The 24780-nt window shown below is 34.8% G+C and carries 21 protein-coding genes and 1 tRNA gene; 12 read left to right on the top strand and 10 right to left on the bottom strand.

Translation table 11 applies throughout. The features are described 5' to 3' along the window. The 6 genes from DET49_RS12480 to mgrA all read left to right on the top strand — a co-directional run. On the top strand, positions 1 to 531 hold a 531-nt coding region (locus DET49_RS12480; protein ID WP_133548438.1), incomplete at its 5' end, for an IS3 family transposase. Positions 532 to 776: 245 nt separating this feature from the next. Then, positions 777 to 1418: a deoxyribose-phosphate aldolase gene (deoC, locus tag DET49_RS12475; protein ID WP_133548437.1), complete on the top strand. Its 642-nt coding sequence runs from the start codon at positions 777 to 779 to the stop codon at positions 1416 to 1418. 10 nt (positions 1419 to 1428) lie between these two features. After that, positions 1429 to 2127, top strand: coding sequence for a purine-nucleoside phosphorylase (gene deoD, locus DET49_RS12470; RefSeq protein ID WP_133548436.1), 699 nt, complete (start codon positions 1429 to 1431; stop codon positions 2125 to 2127). A gap of 44 nt (positions 2128 to 2171) precedes the next feature. Next, positions 2172 to 3059, top strand: a complete 888-nt coding sequence (locus DET49_RS12465; RefSeq protein WP_133548435.1) for a serine hydrolase — start codon at positions 2172 to 2174, stop codon at positions 3057 to 3059. 15 nt (positions 3060 to 3074) lie between these two features. Then, positions 3075 to 3839 (top strand): DUF1080 domain-containing protein, encoded by a 765-nt coding sequence (locus tag DET49_RS12460; RefSeq protein WP_133548434.1) that lies wholly within the window; start codon positions 3075 to 3077, stop codon positions 3837 to 3839. Positions 3840 to 3886: 47 nt separating this feature from the next. Continuing rightward, entirely contained in the window at positions 3887 to 4885 is a 999-nt protein-coding gene (gene mgrA, locus DET49_RS12455) for an L-glyceraldehyde 3-phosphate reductase (protein WP_133548433.1), read from the top strand. Between the two features lie 149 nt (positions 4886 to 5034). Here mgrA and DET49_RS12450 read toward each other — a convergent pair whose 3' ends face one another. The 3 genes from DET49_RS12450 to DET49_RS12440 all read right to left on the bottom strand — a co-directional run bounded on the left by DET49_RS12450 (position 5035) and on the right by DET49_RS12440 (position 8375). Further along, positions 5035 to 6006: a type I phosphomannose isomerase catalytic subunit gene (locus DET49_RS12450; protein WP_133548432.1), complete on the bottom strand. Its 972-nt coding sequence runs from the start codon at positions 6004 to 6006 to the stop codon at positions 5035 to 5037. A 130-nt stretch (positions 6007 to 6136) separates the two neighbouring features. Beyond that, positions 6137 to 7762, bottom strand: coding sequence for an ArnT family glycosyltransferase (locus DET49_RS12445; RefSeq protein ID WP_133548431.1), 1626 nt, complete (start codon positions 7760 to 7762; stop codon positions 6137 to 6139). Next, positions 7746 to 8375, bottom strand: coding sequence for a lipid-A-disaccharide synthase N-terminal domain-containing protein (locus DET49_RS12440; RefSeq protein WP_133548430.1), 630 nt, complete (start codon positions 8373 to 8375; stop codon positions 7746 to 7748). Before DET49_RS12440 ends, DET49_RS12445 begins: the two co-directional genes overlap by 17 nt. A gap of 464 nt (positions 8376 to 8839) precedes the next feature. Between DET49_RS12440 and DET49_RS12435 the strand changes: the two genes are divergently transcribed. Continuing rightward, positions 8840 to 8913: transfer RNA gene (locus DET49_RS12435), tRNA-Arg, on the top strand. A 54-nt stretch (positions 8914 to 8967) separates the two neighbouring features. Here the strand turns inward: DET49_RS12435 and DET49_RS12430 are convergent. Beyond that, positions 8968 to 9429 carry a universal stress protein gene (locus tag DET49_RS12430; RefSeq protein WP_133548429.1) on the bottom strand — a complete coding sequence of 154 codons (462 nt, stop codon included), beginning with the start codon at positions 9427 to 9429 and terminating at the stop codon, positions 8968 to 8970. 102 nt (positions 9430 to 9531) lie between these two features. Then, a complete protein-coding gene (locus DET49_RS12425) occupies positions 9532 to 10146 on the bottom strand; it encodes a hypothetical protein (protein WP_133548428.1) in 615 nt (204 codons plus the stop codon). 161 nt (positions 10147 to 10307) lie between these two features. Between DET49_RS12425 and upp the strand changes: the two genes are divergently transcribed. Then, positions 10308 to 10967, top strand: a complete 660-nt coding sequence (upp, locus tag DET49_RS12420; protein WP_133548427.1) for a uracil phosphoribosyltransferase — start codon at positions 10308 to 10310, stop codon at positions 10965 to 10967. Positions 10968 to 11004: 37 nt separating this feature from the next. Beyond that, positions 11005 to 12018, top strand: a complete 1014-nt coding sequence (locus DET49_RS12415; RefSeq protein WP_133548426.1) for a zinc-binding alcohol dehydrogenase family protein — start codon at positions 11005 to 11007, stop codon at positions 12016 to 12018. Between the two features lie 162 nt (positions 12019 to 12180). Here the strand turns inward: DET49_RS12415 and DET49_RS12410 are convergent, their stop codons facing one another. The 4 genes from DET49_RS12410 to DET49_RS12395 all read right to left on the bottom strand — a co-directional run bounded on the left by DET49_RS12410 (position 12181) and on the right by DET49_RS12395 (position 21393). Then, positions 12181 to 13293 carry an alkene reductase gene (locus DET49_RS12410; RefSeq protein ID WP_133548425.1) on the bottom strand — a complete coding sequence of 371 codons (1113 nt, stop codon included), beginning with the start codon at positions 13291 to 13293 and terminating at the stop codon, positions 12181 to 12183. A gap of 265 nt (positions 13294 to 13558) precedes the next feature. Then, positions 13559 to 14131, bottom strand: a complete 573-nt coding sequence (locus DET49_RS12405) for a Crp/Fnr family transcriptional regulator (protein WP_133548424.1) — start codon at positions 14129 to 14131, stop codon at positions 13559 to 13561. A gap of 2 nt (positions 14132 to 14133) precedes the next feature. Next, positions 14134 to 16404, bottom strand: a complete 2271-nt coding sequence (locus DET49_RS12400; RefSeq protein ID WP_133548423.1) for a BamA/TamA family outer membrane protein — start codon at positions 16402 to 16404, stop codon at positions 14134 to 14136. Beyond that, the gene (locus tag DET49_RS12395) at positions 16405 to 21393 is read right to left on the bottom strand and encodes a translocation/assembly module TamB (protein ID WP_133548422.1); all 4989 of its coding nucleotides are present in this window, start codon (positions 21391 to 21393) and stop codon (positions 16405 to 16407) included. An 817-nt stretch (positions 21394 to 22210) separates the two neighbouring features. Between DET49_RS12395 and DET49_RS12390 the strand changes: the two genes are divergently transcribed. After that, positions 22211 to 23038, top strand: coding sequence for a flagellar motor protein MotB (locus DET49_RS12390; protein WP_133548421.1), 828 nt, complete (start codon positions 22211 to 22213; stop codon positions 23036 to 23038). Positions 23039 to 23166: 128 nt separating this feature from the next. Next, positions 23167 to 23463: a hypothetical protein gene (locus DET49_RS12385; RefSeq protein ID WP_133548420.1), complete on the top strand. Its 297-nt coding sequence runs from the start codon at positions 23167 to 23169 to the stop codon at positions 23461 to 23463. Positions 23464 to 23531: 68 nt separating this feature from the next. On the opposite strand, the gene DET49_RS12380 is transcribed toward DET49_RS12385, so the two are convergent. Then, a complete protein-coding gene (locus tag DET49_RS12380) occupies positions 23532 to 23951 on the bottom strand; it encodes a DoxX family protein (protein WP_133548419.1) in 420 nt (139 codons plus the stop codon). A gap of 261 nt (positions 23952 to 24212) precedes the next feature. Here DET49_RS12380 and DET49_RS12375 point away from each other — a divergent pair, with 261 nt between their 5' ends. Further along, a complete protein-coding gene (locus DET49_RS12375; RefSeq protein WP_133548418.1) occupies positions 24213 to 24713 on the top strand; it encodes a DUF4402 domain-containing protein in 501 nt (166 codons plus the stop codon). Positions 24714 to 24780: the final 67 nt, after the last annotated feature.

Below are 24780 nucleotides of genomic sequence, written 5' to 3'. Positions count from 1 at the left end.
CATAAGGTATATCCCTATCTCTTAAGAAATCTCAAAGTAGAACGTCCCAATCAGGTTTGGGCAACTGACATCACTTACATTCCAATGCGAAAAGGTTTTATGTACTTAATTGCCGTTATCGATCTACATAGCCGCTATGTATTAAACTGGTCAGTATCCAATTCCATGGATGCCCATTGGTGCAAAGAAACTGTGGAAGAAGCCATCCGTATTCATGGAAAACCGGAGATCTTTAATACCGACCAGGGCAGCCAATTTACCTCAGAGATCTTTACTGGTAGCATACTCTCTCGGGATATTAAATTAAGTATGGATGGTAAAGGAAGAGCTATCGATAATGTTTTTATAGAACGCTTATGGAGAAGTGTGAAATACGAAAACATCTATCTCAATCCTCCGGAATCCGGGGTAGGTTTATACAGGCAACTCCGAGACTACTTTGATTTTTACAACCATAGAAGAAGGCACCAGGGAATAGAAAATGAAATACCCATCAACCGATATTTAAAACAAGAAAGAAATGCTGCTTAAAAAATGAAAAATAGAACTTAATTTAGCAGCTAAGCTGTCCTAACAAATGGGGGTTCTTCACAAATTTTTAACTTTAAATATACGGTCGTAATTAAGCTCTTAATTCAATAAATATATTAAACTGTGTATATACCGGACATACGTATGATTATATAAGAAATAGAAATATAGTATGACAAAGCTGAGAACAATCATAAAATAAATCTATTAGAAAGTTTTAGCTTTGTGGCTATCAAAAAGAAGTAATGCATCTCAATAAATATATAGACCACACCTTATTACACCCAACGGCTACTTTGGCAGATTTCGAAGAATTATGCCAAGAGGCAATCAAACATAGATTTTATGCCGTTTGCATCCCCCCATCATATTTACCGGTCGCAAAATCAGTTTTACGAGATTCTGATGTAAAAATAGCGACAGTAATAGGTTTTCCCCTGGGGAGTATGAGCACCGAGGCTAAGGTTTTTGAAGCTAAAGATGCTGTAGCTAAAGGGGCAGATGAAATAGATATGGTTCTTAATATTGGTAAATTGAAATCCTGGGAAACCGATTATGTTGAAAAAGAAATTACTAAAATTAAGAGGACGATTGATTCAAAAGTACTAAAGGTTATTATTGAAACCTGCTATTTAACTGATAGTGAAAAAGAAGCCGCCTGCCTGGCGGCATTAAACGCTAAAGCCGATTTTGTAAAGACTTCTACGGGCTTTGGACCTTCTGGAGCCACTTTTGAGGATATAAAATTAATAAAAAAAATAGTAGGCAATATGTTGCAAATTAAAGCATCCGGGGGTATTAAAGACCGTGTAAGTGCAATTAAATATATAGAATTAGGTGTTTCCAGGTTAGGAACATCTTCAGGCATTAAACTGGTAACAAGGTAATAAAATTAATATGAGTGTACATATACAAGCTAAAAAAGGGGATATCGCAGAAAACGTGTTACTTCCCGGAGATCCGTTAAGAGCAAAATGGATTGCTGAGAATTTCCTTGAGAACGCAATTTGTTATAACGATGTTCGCGGAATGCTGGGGTTTACTGGTTTTAATAAAGGGAAAAAAGTTTCAGTTCAATCAACCGGAATGGGCATTCCTTCAGCATTGATATACTGTACGGAATTGATTACAGAATTCGGTGCTAAAAAACTTATTCGAGTTGGTTCTGCCGGTTCCTATCAAAAAGAGATAAAGGTCAATGACGTTGTTTTAGCTATGTCAGCTTCCTCAAATTCAGGGTTTAACAAAGCTAAATTTCAACATGCAGATTACGCTCCTACTGTAAATTATGAATTATTTATAAATGCGGTTAATTTCTCTAAAAATAATCAGATACCAATACGAGCCGGAAATGTATTATCATCTGATATTTTCTATGAAGAAAATACCCTAAACTACGAAAAGTGGGCGGAATATGGAGTGTTATGTGTAGAGATGGAAACCGCTGGCCTTTATACCGTAGCTGCAAAATATAAGGTCCAGGCACTTTCGGTTTTAACTATTTCAGATTCTATGGTTACCGGCGAACATCTTCCATCCAAAGCCAGGGAACAGAGTTTTAGCCGAATGGTCGAAATTGCTCTAGGCAGTATGTAAGCTTGTTTACCTAAATTTCATTAAATTCGAGGTAAATCCTTACAATGAAAATCTTTGCGATATTCTTATTTCTTTTTTATGGTCTAATTTCCCATGCACAGAGCTCTACAGAAGAACTTCAGGAGCAAATCACTAATATTTTTAAGAGGAATCAGGGTGAATTTGCTATTGCTTTTAAGAATCTTTCGAAAAAAAATGATAGCATTCTAATTCAGGAAAAAAAGGATTTTCACGCGGCAAGTACGATGAAAACGCCCGTAATGATCGAAGTTTTTAAACAGGCTTCCGAAGGAAAATTTTCACTTCAGGATTCTCTTACAATCAAAAATGAATTCATAAGCATCTTAGATGGAAGTTCTTATTCCCTGGAACTTGGTCGCGACAGTGGTGAACATCTCTATGCGCTAATAGGAAATAAAAGAAGCATTGAAAACCTAACTGTGGATATGATAATTAACAGCAGCAACCTTGCTACTAATATTTTAATTGAGCTTGTTGATGCAAAAAATGTAAATAAAACAATGAAAAACCTCGGAGCCACAAACATAAATGTATTACGCGGTGTAGAAGATATAAAAGCTTATGAGGCAGGTTTAAGCAATACGACAACCGCATATGATTTGATGCTAATTTTTGAAGCCTTGGCAAAAGGTATTGCAGTGAGTCCTGTATGCGATCAGAAAATGCTGGATATTTTATATAGACAAAAACATACTGATGTTATTCCAGCTTTACTTCCTGAAAATTTAAAAATTGCCAATAAAACTGGATGGATCACTGGGGTCCATCACGATTCAGCTTTAGTCGAATTGCCAGATGGAAAACAGTACGTTTTGGTGCTATTATCTAAAAATATGGAAAATATGCAGGCCGGAACTAAAATGCTTTCAGAAATTTCTAAAATGATTTATGATCACGTTAACTCTAATTAATTAAAAATTTTTCCAATGAAAATTTCTATAAAATCAATTTTAATAATAAGTATTTGTGTACTGAGTTCAATCACGGTCTTCTCTCAAGAAAAAAACGCTGATTTACCCCCAGAAGCAACCGAATTTTATGAACCCGTACCTCCAAAAATTGAAGCAGGTGAATCCATAACGACGCCACCTTCAGATGCAAAGATATTGTTTGATGGTTCAGATCTTTCTGCCTGGATAAATGAAAGAAATGGCGCTCAGCCAACCTGGACTATAGAAGGAAATATCCTCACCATAAACCCAGGAACCGGCGGGATAAAAACAAAAGAAAATTTTGGGGATATGCAATTGCATTTAGAATGGCGTGCACCTATAGAAATTAAAGGAGAAGGCCAGGGACGCGGAAACAGTGGAGTTATCATTATGGAAAACTACGAAGTCCAAATCCTGGATTCCTACGAGAATGAAACCTATACCAATGGACAGGCCGCCAGTATTTATAAACAATCTCCTCCTTTAGTAAACGCTACTAAAGCGCCCGGAAAATGGAATACTTATGATATCATTTTTACAGCTCCAAAATTTAATGAAGATGGAATGTTGCTCAAACCAGCGAAACTTACAGTACTTCATAACGGTGTGGTGGTACAAAATAATTTCGAATTAAGAGGTCCAACCGAATATACTAGAATTCCCAATTATAGCAAACATGCTGAGAAATTACCAATACATATTCAAGACCACGGGAATCCCGTGAGTTTCCGTAATATATGGGTAAGAGAACTTGAGTGATTTTATTTAACAATTGTAATCAATTAATTAATAGATAATTAAACTTTATGAGCAAATATAAGGCTTCAGAAGATCGATACGAAAAAATGCAGTACCGCCGCTGTGGAAAAAGCGGGATTAAACTTCCATTACTTTCATTGGGTTTATGGCATAATTTCGGTGATAAAGATGATTTTGAAAATGCTAGAAATATTTTAAAAACAGCTTTTAACAACGGTATTACACATTTTGATCTCGCCAATAATTATGGGCCACCTTATGGTTCTGCTGAAAGGAATTTTGGAAAGATATTTGCTGAAGATTTCAAACAATATCGCGATGAATTAATTATTTCTACCAAAGCCGGCTGGGATATGTGGCCTGGTCCCTATGGTAATTTTGGCTCTAGGAAATACCTTATTGCCAGTCTAGACCAGTCTTTAAAAAGAATGGGGCTAGATTATGTTGATATTTTTTACCACCACCGACCGGATCCTGAAACATCCTTAGAGGAAACTATGGGTGCTTTGGACCATATTGTAAAACAAGGAAAAGCTCTTTATGTGGGAATTTCCCAATATTCGGCTAAAGATACAGCCAAGGCTGCTTCGATCCTTAGAGAACAAAAGACACCATTTTTAATCCATCAACCACGATATAATATGATGGATCGCTGGGTGGAGGATGGTTTATTGAATACTTTAGATCACGAGGGAATAGGCAGCATTGTTTTTTCCCCGTTGGAACAGGGAATTTTAACCGATAAATATTTAAATGGAATCCCCGGCGATAGTCGCGCGGCAACAAAGGGGAGTTATTTGGACGAGACTCAAATCACACCTGAAGTTATCACTAAAGTGCGAAGATTAAATGAAATTGCACAATCTAGAAATCAAAGTTTGGCACAAATGGCAGTAGCTTGGTTACTAAAAGACAAGCGAGTAACTTCTGTTTTAGTTGGGGTAAGCAAAGTTTCTCAGTTAGAAGATAATATTAAAACCATTCAAAACCTTAATTTTAACAAAAACGAATTAGAAAAAATCGAAGAGATTCTGCAAAACAAATAGTCATGATACTTTGTAAAAAGTAGACCATTTTAAAAATTATTATACCCTCATTCTGAATTCATTTCAAAATGAGGGATAATTCCCAATCATATTTTGTCCAAAGCTAGATCGACCCGTGAATATGTTTAACTTGTGTCGTAAAGCCTCGTTTATTCTATATAAACCTCTAAAAGTTCACAGTTTTCAGCTGAAATTAGAACTTCTTTGTTTTCGGCAGGAATTAAAAGTGTTTCACCCATCGTGATTTTTTCAGAATTCCCGTTTATAGAAACTATCCCGTTTCCTCCAACACACATATAGATTACAAACGAATCTAAATTGCTGTAATCCTTCTGAATTTCTCCTTTAATTGGAAGATAATTAGTTGTAAAATACTTGCAGCTAGCGACTTTAGAGGAAGTATTCTTTATTTTTTCATAATTCAGTTTAAAATCATTCTTCTTTTCAAAATCTATTGCATCAATTGCTAATGCTGTATGCAGTTCTCTTGAATTTCCCTCATCATCGGTTCGGTCCCAATCATAAATTCGATAGGTAACATCAGATGTTTGCTGAATTTCAGCCAAAAGCACTCCTGCTCCTATTGCGTGTACTTTGCCAGTATTTATAAAGAAACTATCACCTTTCTTTACTTCTTCAAAATTGAGTAATTCTACAATTTTACCTTCCTCTAAACGACTTATATATTCTTCCTTTGAAATGCTATCTTTAAATCCAATATTGATTTTGGCACCTTTATCAGCCTGCATAATATACCACATTTCAGTTTTCCCGAAAGAATTATGACGTTGCTGTGCTAGTTCGTCGTTTGGATGTAATTGTACCGAGAGTTCGGTGTTGGCATCTATAAATTTTATCAGCAGTGGAAAATCAGCATCAAATTCTGCATATATTTTCTTGCCTAAAATTTTATCTTTATATTCTTCCAAAAGATCTTTTAAAGAAAAACCTTTGAGTTTACCGTTGGCAACTATAGAAATATCTCCTTTTACACCAGATATTTCCCAACTTTCTCCAAGGTCACCCCGGCTTGTTTCTTTGTTTAGAATTTTGTTTAGCTTCTTACCACCCCAGATTTTTTCTTTTAAAATGGGATTAAATTTTATGGGATAATCGAACATTATTTGGTTAGTTTAAAATCGTCTAAATATACTCAATTATTCGCGTGTTAAAAAATAGATGATTCCCTGGGATAGCAAATTTTTGATTATTTATAAACATGCTTCAATCTTTCAATATTTTCTAAGACAGTTAGCGAATTTTGGTCTTTTCAATTAAATATAATTCCCGATATAACCTTTGCTTATGTTTTGTACTTACCGGATTCATATCTACACTATCAATTTTGGTGGTCTTGTAATTATAAAAGATCTGCTTTAAACTATCGCGGTTGAAAGTTTCTGTTAAAAGTAAAAATTTATTTTCCGGGGGAATTTTAATTTGATTTGGTCTGGCTAATACCTGGATTGGTTTTCCATATTCCCAGATAATTTCTGGCGTAAAACTTTGAAATTCATAAAGTGGGACATCATAATTTTTTATATGCTTTTCAATATTTACAATGCTGTTATAATCTCTGTTAACATTAATTTTATCAGCCATTGGTAAACCAAACCACACTACACTCAATAGAAAGAAAATACTTAAATAAAATAATGGTTTTATTTTTTTCAAAATTAAGAAGCGAAACATAAGCAACCCGATAATAAATAGGCTTAATGAACTTAAAACATACCAAATTAATATGTCCTTTAGATATGGTTCAAAATAAAAAAATGATGCAATTGGAAATATGCAACCCACAATTGCAAAGATTCCAAAATGGATATAAACTGGGACAAGTTCTTTAGTTTTTAGACTTCGGAAATAATTAAAAAGATACTCTATATAGAATGAAGTATTCATGGCCATTGGAATTAACACCGGAAGCAGGTATCTAGATTTTTTTTCCGGAATTATAGAAAGTAAAAGAACTGAAGCCAGAGTCCATAGAAGTGTAAATTTATAAGCTTTTTTGTTACTAACCCGATCTTTTAAATAAGGATAAAAAAGCGCTACAAAAGATGGAATTGTCCATAATCCACTTTGTATAAAAAAACTCCAGTAATAGTAAATCGGTCGTACATTATAATTCAGCCATCTTCCGGTTTCCTGACTCGCAATTTCTGCCACCGCTTGGGTATCAAAGATATACACATACAAATTCCACCACCCACCGAAAATTAAAGCTACTATTGTTAAAAGTACTAAAGCTTTCCAGCGCACTCTAGTTCCATCAAACTTATAAATTACTCCGTAGGAAATTAAAAAAGGAAGAAATAAAGCATATAAGGAAACGGGGCCTTTACTCAAGATGGAGCAGCCAATAAATAAACCACTAGTGGTGGCAAAGTAATACCAGTTTTTTGAGGAATTATATAATTTATATAATGCAAAGATACCGAGCATCATAAAACTATGCGTATAAATATCCCATTGCCCGTCCCTACTGGAAAAAATGATATAAAACGAAGTAGAGGCTATAAGACCACCTAAAAATGATAATTCAATATTCTTGGAAATCTTAAGCAGAAATTTATAAACAAACACCACTAGTATTAACCCCATAATCGCTGAAGGAAGTCGTAAACCGAAAAGACCTTCCATTCCAAAAATAGCCATAGATACTGCTGTTAACCATGTGGGCAAAGGCGGTTTTTCATAACGCGGTTCGGCATTCATAGTCGTGAAAATCCAGTTATTTTCATTCAGCATTTCCCGTGCAGTAATAAAATTACGTGCCTCCATAATGTTAATATAAATAGCATCCAGATTAACAAAAAATACTGCTAATGCCACACAAATCAGTAATAGCAGGTATTTATTCTCTAATTTCATTTTTATGAATTATTATATTTCTAATGTACATCAAAGCTCCAAACAAATGACCTAGAAGCAAGACCGGGTCTTTCCGGATAATTGCATAGCATAAAATTAAAACGGAACCAATAAGGCTTAACCACCAAAATCCAATTGGTAAGGTAGATTTATTCTTTTTTTCAGAATAAAGCCATTGATATAAAAATCGGAACGTGAAAATTACCTGCCCTGTAATGCCAAAAAAAAGTAACCAGAACGGAATTGCTTCGTTGTGGAATAGTTGAACAAGGTTATATTCATTATTAAAAAAGCTGTACACAACTACAATTATTGGAAAAGCAAGAATTAAAATTCGAATTAAATAAGGAAGTTTACTCCACTGCCCCTGCCAGTATAAGTTTCTTATATAGATAAAATAAGTAAGGCTTTGTCCCAGCATAATGGCAAAATCATCTCGAGCATATCCATAGATAAATAGTAAAAAGGAACCCAAAAAACTCAATTCCCAAAAAAGAATGGGTGTTAGAACTTTTTTTCTTTTTTCAGAAAGTAACCACTGCATAACCATTCTGGAAGAAAACAGAATTTGGGCGGTAAATCCAATCACATAAATAATCAGAGAATTATCCATGTATAGCTTTTACCTTAGGTTTTATAACTGATTTTTTATTCCATAAGAAGACAAGACCACCAGGAACAGTATTAAAAAGCCTATTCTTAAGATAATATTTTAATGCAATTTCAAGTCTATGGTGATTACCTCTAATTAATTCTCTCAGGGCTAAGATCATCACTAGAAAAAAATGAAATAAACAACCATAAAAAAGTGTCTTATTAAGATTTCGGGATACTATATCAACCTCTTGGCGTATAACAATGAAAGTCTCAAGTATAATATCATGATCATTAATCAATGGAATTTCTTAAGAAATTGCGCAACAAAACTAAGGATATAATTGAGAAAAAAAATCAAATCATAAACTAAGTTAAATTCTTACCGAAAAAAGAAGAAGAAATACGCAAATAAAAAATATATTTTTCAGTAAAAAAGGTTGTTTTATTTCCAAAGAGGCTTATATTTGCAACCGCAAAAACGGTCGCGTAGCTCAGCTGGATAGAGCACCTGCCTTCTAAGCAGGCGGTCCCAGGTTCGAATCCTGGCGCGATCACAAAAAGTCTTCCACTACGGAAGACTTTTTCGTTTATACCTTTTTAAGGTATGATTATTCCTTCTTTATTGGAACCATAAATACCGGAACATCAGTCTTTTCCAAAACATTTGAAGCTACCGTTCCCATTAACAATTTTTCCAGAACTGAATGGCTATGCGTTCCCATTACAACTAAATCTGCGTTCCAGGTTTTAGAATATTCCAAAATTGCTCTGGCCGCATCACCATCAGCTAAATGTGTCTCAACTTTTTCATCATTAAGATGTTTAGCCGCTGTGTTTAGAAAATCTCCCACTACTTCTCGCATTTCCTGGGCAATATCAAGGTTAACGGCCATCTCATCATAGCCGGAATACCCCATAAAAGTTGGGTAATCTATTCCATAATAACTAACATTGGCCATTACATGAAGTAAACAAACTTTAGCATCTAATTGTTTAGCCAGGTTGTAGCCGGCTTCAGCCACTTTTTCTGAAACTGGATGATAATCTATAGCAATTAATATACGCTTCATAAGATAAGATTTCTTATAAAGTTATTAAATGAAATTTAAAATGTAGAATTTTTAAGTATGAATCGCCATAAAAAGGATCTTTATCGCTTAAAAGATAGATTTTTATTCTTTAACCACTATTAAACTGGCTTTGGCACCTGTCAGTAAGTTCCACTCTTTGGAAGCTACTAAATTGCCATTCTCTTCTAAAACTTTTAACTGAGCAGTGTTCGGGCCAGAAGAACCTTGATTTATAGCTTCAAATTCGATATTATTAAACCCGCTTTCAAGGGTAACCAAGACGGGGCGATAACCACCCCCAAGTACTACACGCTGCAAGAACTTGCCATTTACATAAATATTTACCTGATCGCCATCAACGAATTGATGATCGCGACTAAAAAGCTCAACAAATTTTCCGGTAGTTTTAAAATCTCCTAAATATTGATCTTCACTGTATATATCCAGTGCTTCTTTATCTTTGGTCCAATTTTCTTTTACCACATCTCCTGCCGTTTTCATATTGTGAGGTGTCTCCCTGTAATCTATCTTCTTTGGTTCTTCGCGCAGGTATTTGCTTTCATCTTTAGTTTCAGCACGAAGAATAGGAAAACCAGAAGATCCTGCTTGGGGTTCTGCTTTGAGAATCCCACCGGTATTACTTGTAGCAGGTAGATCTATTTGTCCATATCCTAAGCACGAAAAACTAAGGAACAGAAAAGTATATATAAACTTCATAAGCTGAATTCTTTAAGCCATTTATATCAAAAATACAGCCAAATTATCATATAGAAAAATCTTATATGGACAAAACCTAAATGTCGTTTTAACTCCCATGGCATTGGCAAAACATTTACTTATATTTACTCAATAAGTGAGTTTAAAATTTAAAAACTAATATGCAGGTAAATCATCTCCTAGAAGTCAATTCAATCGCCGGAAAATTTGTGGCGCAACTAAGGGATACTGAAATCCAAAAAGACAGAATGCGTTTTCGCAGAAATATTGAGCGTTTAGGTGAAATTTTAGGCTATGAACTGAGTAAGAAACTAAAATTTTCAGAGAAAAAAATTATCACCCCTTTAGGACATGCTAAGGTTCAATTACCTGATAACGAAATTGTTGTTTGCTCTATTTTACGTGCTGGACTTCCATTACATAACGGCTTACTGAATTACTTCGACGATGCCGAAAATTCTTTTATATCTGCCTATCGTCACCATCCTGACAATAATGAAAATTTTGAAATTATTGTAGAATACCTGGCCTCTCCCTCGCTGGAAGGTAAAACACTTATCCTGGCCGATCCTATGTTGGCCACCGGTGGTTCCTTTGTAAATGTAATGAAAGCTTTAAAGCAAATGGGGGAACCCAAAGAAATTCATTTGGTAGCCGTTATCGGTGCAGAAGAAGGAATTGTTCATCTAAAAGAAGAATTTCCAGAAGACACTACACTATGGATTGCAACCATAGATAAAGAATTAGACAGTCGTGGTTATATTTTACCCGGCCTTGGAGATGCCGGTGATCTTTGTTATGGAGGTAAACTTCAACATTAATTTTTCTAAATATCCTATAAATACTAAAAATCAAATTATGAAAGCGGTTGGAATAAAAAAATCACTCCCAATAAATCATTCAGAAAGTTTTATTGAATTCAATACCACGGAGCCTAAACCCGGCAGTTCAGATCTTTTGGTTCGTATTAAGGCTATTTCCGTAAACCCTGTAGATTATAAAGTAAGACAGCAGGCTGCAATTGATAAGGAGCTCGACGAACCTAAAATTCTGGGATGGGATGCTGCCGGAATTGTCGAACAAGTTGGAAATCAAGTGACAAAATTCAAGCAAGGGGAAAAAGTATATTATTCCGGAGAAATAGACCGTCCCGGTAGTAATGCGGAATTTCAGTTGGTAAATGAAAATATTGTAGGCCACAAACCTAAAAATCTTTCCTTTGCAGAAGCTGCTGCAATGCCCTTAACATCGCTGACTGCCTGGGAATGTATTTTTGAACGTTTAAAGATCGAAGAAAATTCAGGTGAAAATCAAAATATTCTTGTCATTGGTGGTGCAGGTGGCGTTGGTTCTATTGGGACACAGCTTTTAAAGAAGCTTACCAGATTTAACGTGATAGCCACGGCCTCAAGAAATGAAACTGAGGAATGGTGTAGAAATATGGGTGCCGATGTCATTGTAAACCATAAAAACTTGCAAGATGAAATGAAGTCTAAAGGTTACGAAGAGGTAGATTATATTCTAAATTTTTCTGATACTGATTTGCACTGGGATTCCATGGCGGAACTCATAAAGCCGCAGGGAAATATTTGCTCTATTGTGGAGACCAAAAATCCTGTGGATCTTAATAAACTTAAAAATAAAAGTGCATCTTTTCATTGGGAACTGATGTTTACGCGGGCAAAATACCAAACACCGGATATGCACAAACAGCATGAAATACTAGAAAGGATTTCCGAACTTCTAGAGGAAGAAATAATACAAACTACACACTATAGAACCTTCATAGGACTTATGCCAGAAACCTTTAAAGAAGTTCATAGTTTACAGGAATCAGGAAAATCTATAGGTAAAAATGTGATTTTATTTTAAGCTAAAATAAAAGGTTGTTTGGAATTAAATCAATTCGTCAATCTGGTATTTATTTCAGATTAAATTGTTGATGAGTGAAACCTATTTATATCCAAACCAGTTCAGAATGATAATTAAAATTATTCCCGACAACCTTTTAAAAATTAAATTTAAACAGAATCTTTATGCTTCCTGTTTTCTGGCTTTAGCTTCATAATCAATATAACCCTCCTTTCCTTGGGTATAAAATGTAGCTGTATCCCAGTCTGAAAGCGGAATATTCTCTGCAAAACGTTCCACCAAATCTGGATTAGAAATATAAGGCTTACCAAATGCCACCAAATCAGCCTGGCCATCTCTAATTACTTTATTTCCTGATTCCTTATCAAAACCTGCATTAATCATTAGAGTACCATGATAAATAGGTCGGTATCTTTTTGCAATTTCAGTTACAGCGTGTGGTATGTTGGAAACATCATTGAAGGGTTCAGATAAATGCAAGTAAGCAAGATCATAATCGTTTAGCTTCTTAATGATATAATCAAAAGTTGGTATTGTTTCCTTGTCCAGAGTCATTCCAAAAATACCATGAAGTGAAGGATTCAATCTTAATCCAATTTTTTGCTCCGGCATTACTTCTTTAATCGCATCTATAGTTTCGAATAAAATTCTTGCACGATTTTCTATGCTTCCACCATACTGGTCTTTTCTTTTATTGGAAGTTCCATTAAAAAACTGATGAAACAAATAACCATTGGAAGAATGAATTTCAATTCCATCAAAATCAGCTTCCATAGAATTTTTAGCCGCTTTTTTAAAATCCTGAATAGTTCTTTCAATATCTTCAATGGTCATTTCTTTTGGCGTTACCGTATCTTTAAAACCTTCCGGAGTATACGATTGCGCTTCAGGATTAATTGCTGAAGATGACAAAGGTAATTCCCCATTATGAAAATCAGGATGGGACATTCTTCCCACATGCCAAAGCTGAATGAATATTTTTCCATTGTTATTATGGACCTTTTTATTTACCAATTTCCATGCCTCAACCTGTTCTTTGCTGTAAATACCAGGTGTATTAACATAACCCACGGCCTGTTTAGAAACCTGTGAGCCTTCGGTAATAATAAGTCCTGCTGATGCCCGTTGAGTATAATAAACATCATGTAAACCTTCGGTTGGTTTATTTTCAGGATTATCGGCTCTACTTCTGGTCATTGGTGCCATCACCACTCTATTTAGAAGTGAAAGTCCATTTAAATTGTATGGTTTTAATAAATTTTGTTCGCTACTCATAATGTAATTTGATTTAATTTAATTTGATGATGCTTATCAATCTCTAAGATCATTTAAGAAATCTAACCAATAAGTAAAAATTCAAGTTTGGTCTATGTGACTTCATTTCATCCACCCAATTGCTGGCTAAAAAAACGACCAGATATAAAAAATTATTCGTGCTTCTTAATTGATCTCGAGTTTCTCTTAAGATGTTTCAAAATTAGGATATACATACCCGGAATTACTTGATATATGTTAGTTGTGGCTGTTAAAAAATGTTAAGCTAAAACATCTCTTTTCTAAGTCGGCTTAAACTCTCTGGTTTTATGCCCAGGTAATTGGCTATATGATAATTCGGTACACGTTTTTCAATTTCTGGATAAGTTTGGCAAAACTCCAAATATCTCTCTTTATTACTCTTTTGTAGAGAAGAAAGAATTCGACCTCTAAGGGCCACGAAAGCATTGGTAGTTTTGATCCTAAAGAAACGTTCAAATTTAGAAATTCGCTTATATAAAGTTTCGAGCGTATCGCGATTAATCCCCAGAAGCACTGAATCTTCTATAGCTTCAACATATAATTGAGCGGGCAAATTTCCGAAGAAAGCTTCAAAGTCACTTATCCACCAATCTTCTACCGCAAACTGAATAATATGTTTATTACCACCCTCATCTAAATAATAGGCTTTCAAACAACCCTTCACTACATAATATTCACAATCTACAGTTTGTCCGGGTTCAATCAAAAATTGCCTTTTTGCAATGCGTTGTTCAGAAAGAATTCCAATGAATTCTAGTTGCTCATCTTCAGTGAGTTCGATCTTTGAAGTGACATGTTTTAGAATTTCCTTATACATAATTAGAAAGGATATCCAATGGCAAAGTTCAATACGGGATTAGCATAATCAAATTCCCATCTTTGACCCTCGGGCAAAGCCGGATCGTGAATTGGTGCCGCCAGATCTATCCGAATCACAAAGCTCTGAACATCTATCCTTAGACCAAATCCAGTGCCAATCCCAAGTTCATTGATGAAATTTGAACTAAACTCCCCTCCCTCCAGGTTCCCATTTTCTTCTGTATTCCAAACATTTCCTGCATCAGCAAAAACAGCCCCGTACAGATATGGAAAGAGTGGAAAACGATATTCCACGTTGGCTTCTAATCTAATATTTCCAGCTTGATCAAAATAAGCATCGTCTTGACTTGGAGGAGTGTAGGTACCAGGGCCTAAAGACCTTGTATTAAAAGCTCTAACACTATAAGGGCCTCCAGTGTAATATTGCTTAGTAAACGCCAAAACATCAGAATTTCCATAAGGTTTACCATAACCAGCAAAAAGTCTACTTGCTATTTTTGAATCTTCCCCTGTTTTAAAATGATATCTGAAATCTACATCGGCCTTTGCGTATTGTGCATATCTAAGGTTTAAAAAAGTTTGTGGATCTTCCTGGCTGTTTCCACTAATAGCATCAATTAAATTACCTGCAAGATCTAAGGTCGTGTTCACAAAAAACTGATGCCTGGTACTTTGGTCTACAAGTCCATTATAGGTGAATGAATATGTTAAACCAGCAATAAATTCTTGATTAAAACTACTTTGCAAAAACGGATTATCATCCAAAATATCCTGAAATTCCTGGCTCGTATTTGAGAGGTTTACATAATTTAAAGAAATAGGGTTAAATTCGTGGGTTACAAATCGATTTGCATTCCATAAATATCCAAATCTTGTAGAAATAGAACCCAAAGTAAACAATTTACTTCGACTTAGGTAATCTAAGCCTAAACTCGCTTTAGTTTTAGGTATAGCGTACGAAAAAAAGTTTTTATCAAAATTTATGGGAAATAAAAGTCTTGGAAAAATAATATCCCCTTCGACACCTAGCTGTATACTATTTAAACCCGCTTGGGCCCCACCGCCCATTTGCACTTCGTATCCAAATTTCCCAGTAAGATTTAGAATTTCACCACCATGAAAAAGGTTTCTATTGGTATACCCCAAAGCTAAACTAGGTCCTGCAAAACCATTAGATTTTGTGACTGCTCGTATTTCTGCACTTAAAGAGCGTTTACTTAATGGCGAAAGATAAATATTTGCTTCCAAAACACCTAAACTATCCGTAGTAATACTATCTACTACTCTATAATTAATATTTACATATTTATAGGCTCCAATATTACTCAATCTTCTGGCTGTATTTCGGGAAGTTTCAGGTTCGTATAATTTTCCTTCTTCAATAAGGATGTAAGGATCTAATCGTTTGGGTTTAAAAAATATCTCATTTTGAAAAACATTCTTTTCAGCATAACGCGTTTTTGTTGTAGCGCTATCGCTCCCAACTTCATAATTGGGATAAACATTAACACTACCTATTTTATAAGGAATTATACTTTTCCTGGGAATATCCTTTTTCAATCTTAGATAAAGACCAAATTTCTTTTTTTGATATTGATTGGTATCCGCCTCGAAAATTAAATACCCAGGGTTAAAATTATAATATCCTTTCGCCTTTAGGTTCTGATCAATTCTTTCCCTTTCCAGTTTCAACGCAGAAAGATCAAAACGCATTCCTTCACTAAGAGGAGAGTTCTTTAAATTAGTATTTATTTCTTTATAAATTTGAAGGGTATCTGTATCTAACATATATTTTTCTAAAATATATGGTTCTGGAATTTCTGCCGTATAGTCAACATTCATCGTTTTATTTTTTTCATTTCGGTTAACTGTAGAAATCACTGTACTATAAAAAAAACCACGATTTTCAAGCCTATTTTTAATTAAATCTTCTACGCGCAAAGGATCTACATCACTTCCATATACCGGCTCCTCTCCTATTTTTTTATTAAGAAATTTATTTATGAAACCTGGATTTTCTCGCTGAGCTTTATAATAAAAATATAAAGATGGGCGCATCCCCAGAATTTTATTATTGGGCTCAGGCAGTAAAACAGCCTGTAATTCATTCTTTAACTGAGCCCGTCTTTTAATAGTAGTGTCAGTATTTAAAGAAACACTGGAACCTGTATAAAGTAATTTTCCTTCAGGAATAAATTTTTTCACATTACAAGCCTGTAATAGAATAACTATCAAACAGTAAAGGATAATATTTTTTAAGTAAATTTTCATTTATTTCTTTTCTTCGGTTTTATTTTCAGTAGATCCTTCTTCTTCCTCTTTTAGAAAAAAGTTATCCCATAATTCCTGAAATTCATTAAACTCCCTGGTAAAAATAAATGCTATTCCACTAATAATAAGCTGACCGTCTATTACATTTTCAAATTCATTTCTTCGGAAGCCTTTTAATCGGAAACGACCATTTTCGGTAAGTAAATATTCTATACTTACGTTGCCAATTACAGGACTTGCTTCCTCTCCCGGGCGATTGCCACCTTGAACCGCTACTTCGCTCCCCACACTTACAATTAAACGATCGTTTAGTAAGCTTTTCTGAGCTTCAATATCTACCTGTGTACGCTGAGTAGCCGTATTACCTTGATAATCAGTATAACTGTCTACTCCAAAATTAAGATCAATCCCAGTATCTCCTAATAATTTATCTGAAAACATATTCAGCTGATCCGATAGTGCATCGGTTAAATTATCCCTTGCAATCGAGAGGTTACCACCACTGTCTCCCGAACTAACCGAAGTTGGATAAAACCGGTTCAGGACCAGTAAAGAAAAAACCTGCTTATTTAGCTCGGCTTCCTGACTGTTAAGTTGTTGCAACCTACCATATACCTGACCACCAAAGGTGCCCTGGGCATCTTCGGGCATTTGCAGGCCAAAAGATAATTCAGGCTCCATAAGTTCTCCATCAACATGAAGGTAAACTAAAAATGGTAAATCCCTTCTAAATTCATCCCCTGTACCAGGTGTAGTGGCCATAAGAGCAGATGGTGAAGCTTCCACCTTATAAATGGCGCTTACGTCTAAGGTAGCGTCAAAAGGGTCCCCTGCCCACGTAATACGACTACCTTCAACTATTTCAAACCTCCGTTTAACCAAATTATACAAGCTCATCTCGTAATGGCCACCACTCATAACATAACGACCGGCAAGTGCCATTCTTCCGTTTGGTGAAATACTAAAATCTAATTCTCCTTCCCCTTTTACTCTAAGGTTATCACCCGTTTCTTCATCAATTAAAATATTAAAGGCAGCGTTTTCATTGATATTTATTAAGGCGTCAATATTAAATCCGGTTAGTGTAGCCGATTTCTCCTCTTCAATGTTTCCGGTTAAAATATCATTGGGATTTTCCCGATTTGTAAATACCACTATCCCTTCTCGTTCCTGCATAATCAATTCTTCTTCCGGCAAAACATAAGTGAAATCGGTATTTGAGCCTATTGTTATCTCTGCATCCAGTACGGGGATGTTAAGATTACCAGTGAGACTTGCATCGGCATCAAAAGTGGCGGTACCATAAAAAAGTTTATTATCTTCTTTGGGAGCACTTAAAACCTGGAAATTCCTCGCCCTAAAGGTTAGGTCGAATGCCGGATTTAGAATTTCCTCAGTAATAACTTCTCCATTAATCACAAAAGAATTAGAATCTTTGTCTTCTACCTGAAATTCATCAAAATATATCCCCTGATTGTCAAACTCTAAAGTTTCAGAAGGGATTATAAAAGGTGCATCCAGTAATGCCACACTAAATTGTGCCTGATTGAATTTAATATTTCCGCTGTATTCAGGATCAGCTATAGTACCTTCCAGGTTCAAAGTCCCAGAGAGGCTTCCGTCTCCATTGGTAATGCCACCAGCCGAAAGTCCAGCAATAGTTTCCATACTAATTTTGTTAATATCCATTTTAAAATCTAGTACGGTTGCTGTATCTTTTGCCTGGAAATCTCCGGTCATATTTAAATCAACATTTTCCCCATTTATCGCAAATCCAACATCATATAAGAAATCTTCTTTCGGTGTAGATTGTAAACTTAAGGTCCCCAGCTCTACCTCCAAAATGCTTAACTGATTAATCTTTACATCAGCCAGTATCCCAATTTTTTGCAATGGATCTTCAAAAATTAACTGACCGTTAACCTCCCCTGTAGCTAATTTTTTATTTGGGTTTATATAATTTAAAAGCGCTTTTAAATTAAAATTGCTGAATTTTAAGCCAATATGATCTTTATCTGAAAAGGAAAGCTCGCTGCTTACCAGCATTTCCTGGTTATTATGACTTAGCCTAAAATTATTCGCCGTTATTTCCTGATCGTACACTATAATTTCATTTTCGGCAGGTATATTCCAGGAATCTTTATTTAGAACTAAATCCTGCGGATTTATATGAAATTCAAGGCTATCCCCAGGTTTTGCAATTTCAGAAGCCACGTGGTATAATCGTTCTCCCTCATGCATAGAAGTGAAATCAAGAAAAAGTTTATCGGCTGTAAGACTACCTTTAAAATCCGTTTGTTGGATAGCAATTGGTCCAGAATTTATTTCATTAAAACCAAGATTGAAATCAAAGTTATCAGGATCTGAATTTAACCTGAATTCTAGGCTGTCAATTTTGTTCCCTGCATAATTTATATATGGCAAACTTACTAAAGCATCAAGTTTTCGTTCTTTTTCGTTGAAATCGGCTTTTAAATTTATGGTGTCTAACTGCACAAGATTGGGTAGAAAAACTTCATTTAATACCGGAGCATCAAGTATAGTCCCCCGAAGCTTTAAATTTACAGGCTTATGTAAAGAATCCAATGCGTCTACTTCGGTAAAGTAAGATTCGTAATGCCGGTTTAAAGCTTTTATAAAATCGTTAGGATCGGCGTTCGATTTTAAATCCAGATCCAAAATTTTATTTTTAATCTGCAAAGATGTAGAATCGGTTCTCACGAAAGCGTGTGCGTTCAGATCCCCAGGAAGATAAGTGTTATTATCATAAATTACAACGGCTTGGGTAAAATCAGCAAAGGTTTCATAAGTTTCAGCGTTTCCCTCAAATTGGGCATCCAAATTAAAGGCTAAACGGATGTCCCGAGCTGCAAGACCCAGTTCCTGTAACCTGGCCCCTTTTAAATCTAAATTAAGACTGGCTTCTGGTTTAACTGAATCTAATTCAACTTTAGAATTCAGCACAAATTCTAAATTATCATCCTTGTAATTGGAAACGATAGTCCCTCTTCCATTTTCAAATTCACCTGAAATATTAAGGTCCTCTATTATATAATTATTATAGGAAAATGAATTCACCGTCGCATCCAGCGTAGCATCTAGAGAATTCACGGTACTTCCGTGTCCTGACGTTTCAAGTTTAAGGTCTAAAGCGCCAAAACTTTTATTTTGTAATATACTACCTACCTGCAGTTTTTCAGAAGTAATTTTACCTTTAAAGGCAAGCTGTTGCCGATTGGCAAAGCTACCATCTACCCTAATCTTACCTTCAGAGGTGGTCAATAAGGCTTTAGTAGAGAAATCCTGGGGACTTCCTGAGAAGCTTCCGCTAAGCTTGATATTCTTTGGAAGACTAATCCCGAGTTCTTTTTCGCTGATAAAATTAGTAATGTCAGTTTTATGGGATTCTGTGAAAAATCTTGGAATGGAAAATCGAATATTTTCTGGATCTGTAGCGTTGTATATATTTCCATTTGCAGAAACGGAAGTGTTTCTCCAATTAAAATTAGCTTTATTAATAGCGATTTCTGAAAGTTTACCCGAGGCTTCAAGATTCCCTGAAATCTTATCTTCACTTAATTCTGCCAAATAAGGATTGGATTTTAAACCTGGCTGAAATTTAAATATATCATTTACATCAAGCAAAATTTGTGGGAGGCTTAAGGAAAATTCAACGCCTTCATAATCATTAATTAACTCCTGAACTGAATTATATTTCAAACTGGCTTTACCTGCCAATGTATTCCCGTCAAAAGCCACCGACAGATCTGAAAGCTTCATCTGGTTTTCATCCAGACTGAAATTAAAATTAAATCGGTTTAAATCAAGTCCTGAAGCTTCCTCGAAATTTAAGGTTGTCACCTCTGCCCCTGCTTTTTTATTTTTTAAAAATAAATTATTCGCTTGAAAATTAAGAGAATCAATTACCAAGGCCTTGGCCTTAAATACACCTTCAACTGGTTCTGCGCCATCTGCTAAATAGCTGAACTGATTTTCAGAAAATTTAATTTTATCTACAACAATATCCCACCTTGGCCAGGTAAAAGGTGCAGAAGTTGTTGTACTACTGTCAGGTATTTTGTTTAAAGTTTCCGTTTTAACAATTACCTCCGAGTTTTTGAGGACCAGTCTATTTATTTTTACTCTCTGTTTTTTAAGGTCCAATAAAGGAACTTCTGCTAAAAATGTCTTGATATCGGCATTAATTTTAATTCCGTCAGGAATCGAGTTATAAGACATATTCACATCATCTAAATTTAGATTATCTACCGCGAGATATGGCAATGGAACAGGTTCCTCATTTTGTACTTCTGGAAAAGGCTTAGTTTGGACGTAATTTATTTCGGTATTCATCAAACTTCCATTATCTGCTTGAAAAATCATTTTTTCCAAATCAGTATTTTTCATTTCAAGCTTAAATTCACCCAGGGAAAGTTGTGTGTTAATACCCATCACTTCATCTTTATAGGTGACATTGAAATTTTTAAAGTTAAGATTTCCAATCGTAATTTGTTGGGCAGTAGCAGTATCTTGACTAGTGGTTGAGGGAGCAGTTTGTGTTGTCAAGGTTTCCATTAGAAATTCATAATTAAAACCTGAAATAGAATCCTTTCTTATGATATTAGCCTTAACCCCTTTCCAATCCAATTCTTCTATACTAATAGCATTTCCTTGAATAATTGGCCAAATTGGAATATCGGCTTCAAGGGATTTTGAGTACAATAATGTGTCTCCTTGTTTATCTTCGAGATAAAGACCATTCATTTGAATGTTCCCCGTGAAAGTAATAAAGAGTTTATCAAGATCAATTTCGGTATTGGTTTTACTGGAAATATTTTGGATAATCTGGTTTTTTATAATTTCCTGCCCCCACGGACTTCTTATAAAAAGCAGCAATAGAATTATAAAAATAAAGAGCCCCGCAAAGAATTTTGCGAGGATCTTTAAAATGCGGTATCTACTTTTCTCTTTCTTTTCTTTCTTCTCCAAATCCTTTTATCGCTAGATTTTCAAATTTATTGCATTCTTAGAATAATATAAAGTTTTTAAACCTAAGATTTAGTTAATTAAGCTTACTGTACTGGACCTCTATAAATATCCGGAATACCTGCATGTGAAACCGTAACCTCAGTACCTGAAGAAATTTCAGGTTCCTAAGAGATTAAGCTCCATTGCTTCAACTTCCAAAATTTTCGAATGCGAATTCAAGAAAATTCGGGCACCATTTGATGAAAAATCAGTTTCATTCCATTAGTTTGGATTTTTTTTAAGACAAACCAGCCTGCACCACCAAATTGCACATTGCAAAGAGGAATGACCAGTTTCAGAAATTTTATCGTTTTCATTGGATATTCTAGAAATGGTTGGGGGTCATTACCCTTATCAATATTATTTTAATGTTTTAAATGAAAAACAACATTCCGGAAAGAGCGTTAAAACATCTTCCAAACCACTTTTTAAATAATTAAGAATAGCTAATTATGAATCTAATTTGTAATTCTTTTACCTCTATTAAATCCAATTCTTCTTAATTTTATAAAAGTGTGCAATATTACCACAGTTATTTATTGATATCCACAATAATCGCAATAAGCATTATTTTGAATAATTAACTTATAAAATTGTTTCCTGGCTTGGGAAATTGCGGTAAATAACACAATATGAGAGGTTAATATTTAAATCTGAATACAAATTGATTTAAGGAACTGTCTCCTGTATGCATTTGGTATAATTCTCGCCAATTTAGAAAGAGCCTTTTAAATCCTGAATCGAAAAATTAGAAAGGCCTAACTTAAAAGATTTAAATATGAAAAGAACAATCGCCGTAACTGTTTTAGCAGCAACAATGCTAAGTTCATGTGTTTCAAAGAAAAAATATGTGGCATTAGAAGACGAACTAAGCGATACGAGAAGTACCCTGCAAAAAACACAGGTAGAAAAAGAAGAAATTGAAGCCAAATATGCGCGTATTGAAGAGCGTGTAGCAGACTACAACGCAAAGATCAATTCCCTTCGCGCTGAAAATGATAGTAAGATGGAAATGAACGATCTTACGGTAATGTCTAATAACAATAAAGAGAAAATGCGGGCTACCATCTCAAAAATGGATCAGGAAAAAGTGGCAGGCGCAAAAACTTTAGAAGATTCAATTAATCTTGCAATTTCCTATAACCTTAAAAATAATATTTCTGAAGGAGCAGATGATGAAGATATCGATATTACAGTGGACGAAACTGTTGTAATGATCAATGTATCTGATAAATTATTATTTGGTAGCGGAAGCTATAGAGTAAGTAAGGATGCTCAGCCATTACTAAAGAAGCTTGCTGAGGTAATTAATTCCGAGCCTGCTATGGAAGTGATGATAGAAGGTCACACCGATGATCGCACTATGGTTGAAGAATCTTACCTAAAAGATAACTGGGATCTTAGTGTAAGAAGGGCGACTGCAATTGTTCGCTTACTTCAAAATAAATATGATGTTGCACCAGAAAAACTTATCGCTGCAGGTAGAAGCAGTTACCAACCTTTAGTAGACAATACCAGTAAAGAAAATCGTGCAAAAAACAGAAGAACCAGAATTGTAATTATTCCTAACCTGGATAAATTCTTTGCGATGTTAGAATCGGAATAACAATGGAATTAAAATCATATGTAGGCCTAAAAGATTAATTTCTTCTTAGGCCTTTTTTTTAACCCGAATTTAACCCCAATTTTTCTTTGAGTAATAAGCTATTTCATATTTTAAAGAAAATTAAAATTATGAATACACAAGAAAATAAGAAAAAGTACAACTCTGATATTACTAAAGAAGACAAGGAAGCCTTAAATCAAAAAGGCAGGAGTATGAACAAAGGTCAGGATAAAGATTTAGATAGGGAAAATCCAGTTGACTTTACCGCTGAAAATCTGGATATCCCAGGAAGTAATCAAACCTCAAAAGACGATAAAGAAAAACTTGTAGATGAAGAGAATTATCGATTCAATAGGAAAGGAATTTCCAAAGAAAACAGGAATTTAGAGGACCTACCTGATCCTGATACTAAAAAAGACAACTAGATTACATAAACTACAGCTTTCAATCCTCCTGAAATTATTAAAAATCTCAGGAGGATTTTATATTGAATTTATTTTTCCTTCTTCAATAGATAATAGTCAAGAGAAAACTTACCAGCACCGGTAAAGAAAAGCAGCAAAAAACCACCCATATATAATAATGGTAATTCCTGGCGAGCAAAACCATCGGTCCAGTGCACAATAATTGCGGCTACCGCCATTGTAATAACTAATGGAATTGCTGCAAACCTTGTACCCCAACCTAGTAAAATAAGTATTGCACAAACAAATTCCGCAAAAACTGCGAATGTAAAAGTAACGGTTTCCCCAAATCCTACTGGATCTGCAAAGACTATTTCTTCACTTCCAAAGAAAGTTATGAGTTTTGGTATCCCATGGGTAAGCATTAAGCTAGCTATAAATAATCGAAACAGTAGAAGGCCAAAGTCGGTATTCTGAAGGTTCAGGCTGGTAGTGTAGGAATTTTTCATAAATACAATTTCATTTAATAAGTTCAGTTTCCAAATTAAGTTTATTCTTTTGAATTCATCCTATTAATAAGGGGTGAAATAAAATATATTCTTTATATCCTCTTAAATTTAAGTTGGTTACTATGTTGGTAATAGAAGATACTACAAATCATAAAAAAATAACATTAAAATTAAATATGCATTTCGTCGATTTTATATGCTTTTTATCGAATCATTTTTTGTACATTTATAGTATGATAACATCGCAGAAGTAGTTAAACAATGAAAAAAAAATTAACCCTATTATGTTTTACTTTTCTATTAGGAATTAGCCCAATTTTTTCCCAGGCTTCTGCCACAGCTACTTTTACTGCTTCTGCCACTATCATCCAACCTATTGGAATTACCACCACGACCAATATGCAATTCGCCAACATTGACGCTAAAAATGGAGGCGTTGTTATTTTAACTCCAGAAAATACCAGGATTTCTAATGGTGATTTGCATTTGGTTGAAGGGGGAACTGTTTCCGCAGCTTCTTTTGAGATTACCGGACAAAAAGGCTACACCTTCGGAATAAGCTTACCCAATGGAAGCCATCGGTTGACAAACGGTAGTGAAAGTTTGCTTCTTCAGGATTTTACCACAGATTACAAAGGGGGTAACTTAGCAAGAGATAAGAAAACCGTTCGAATAGGGGCTAGTTTAATAGTAAATCCAAATCAACAACCTGGAGATTATAAAACGACTTCTGAACTACAAGTTACTGTTAACTATAATTAAAAAATCTTCAATAAATTCCACTATATCGTATTTATTCTAATATAAGTTTATCCAAACGTGCGTTTCA

This window comes from Salegentibacter sp. 24, from assembly GCF_004362395.1.
Lineage (GTDB): Bacteria > Bacteroidota > Bacteroidia > Flavobacteriales > Flavobacteriaceae > Salegentibacter.
This window is presented reverse-complemented; position numbering and strand designations above follow the sequence as displayed.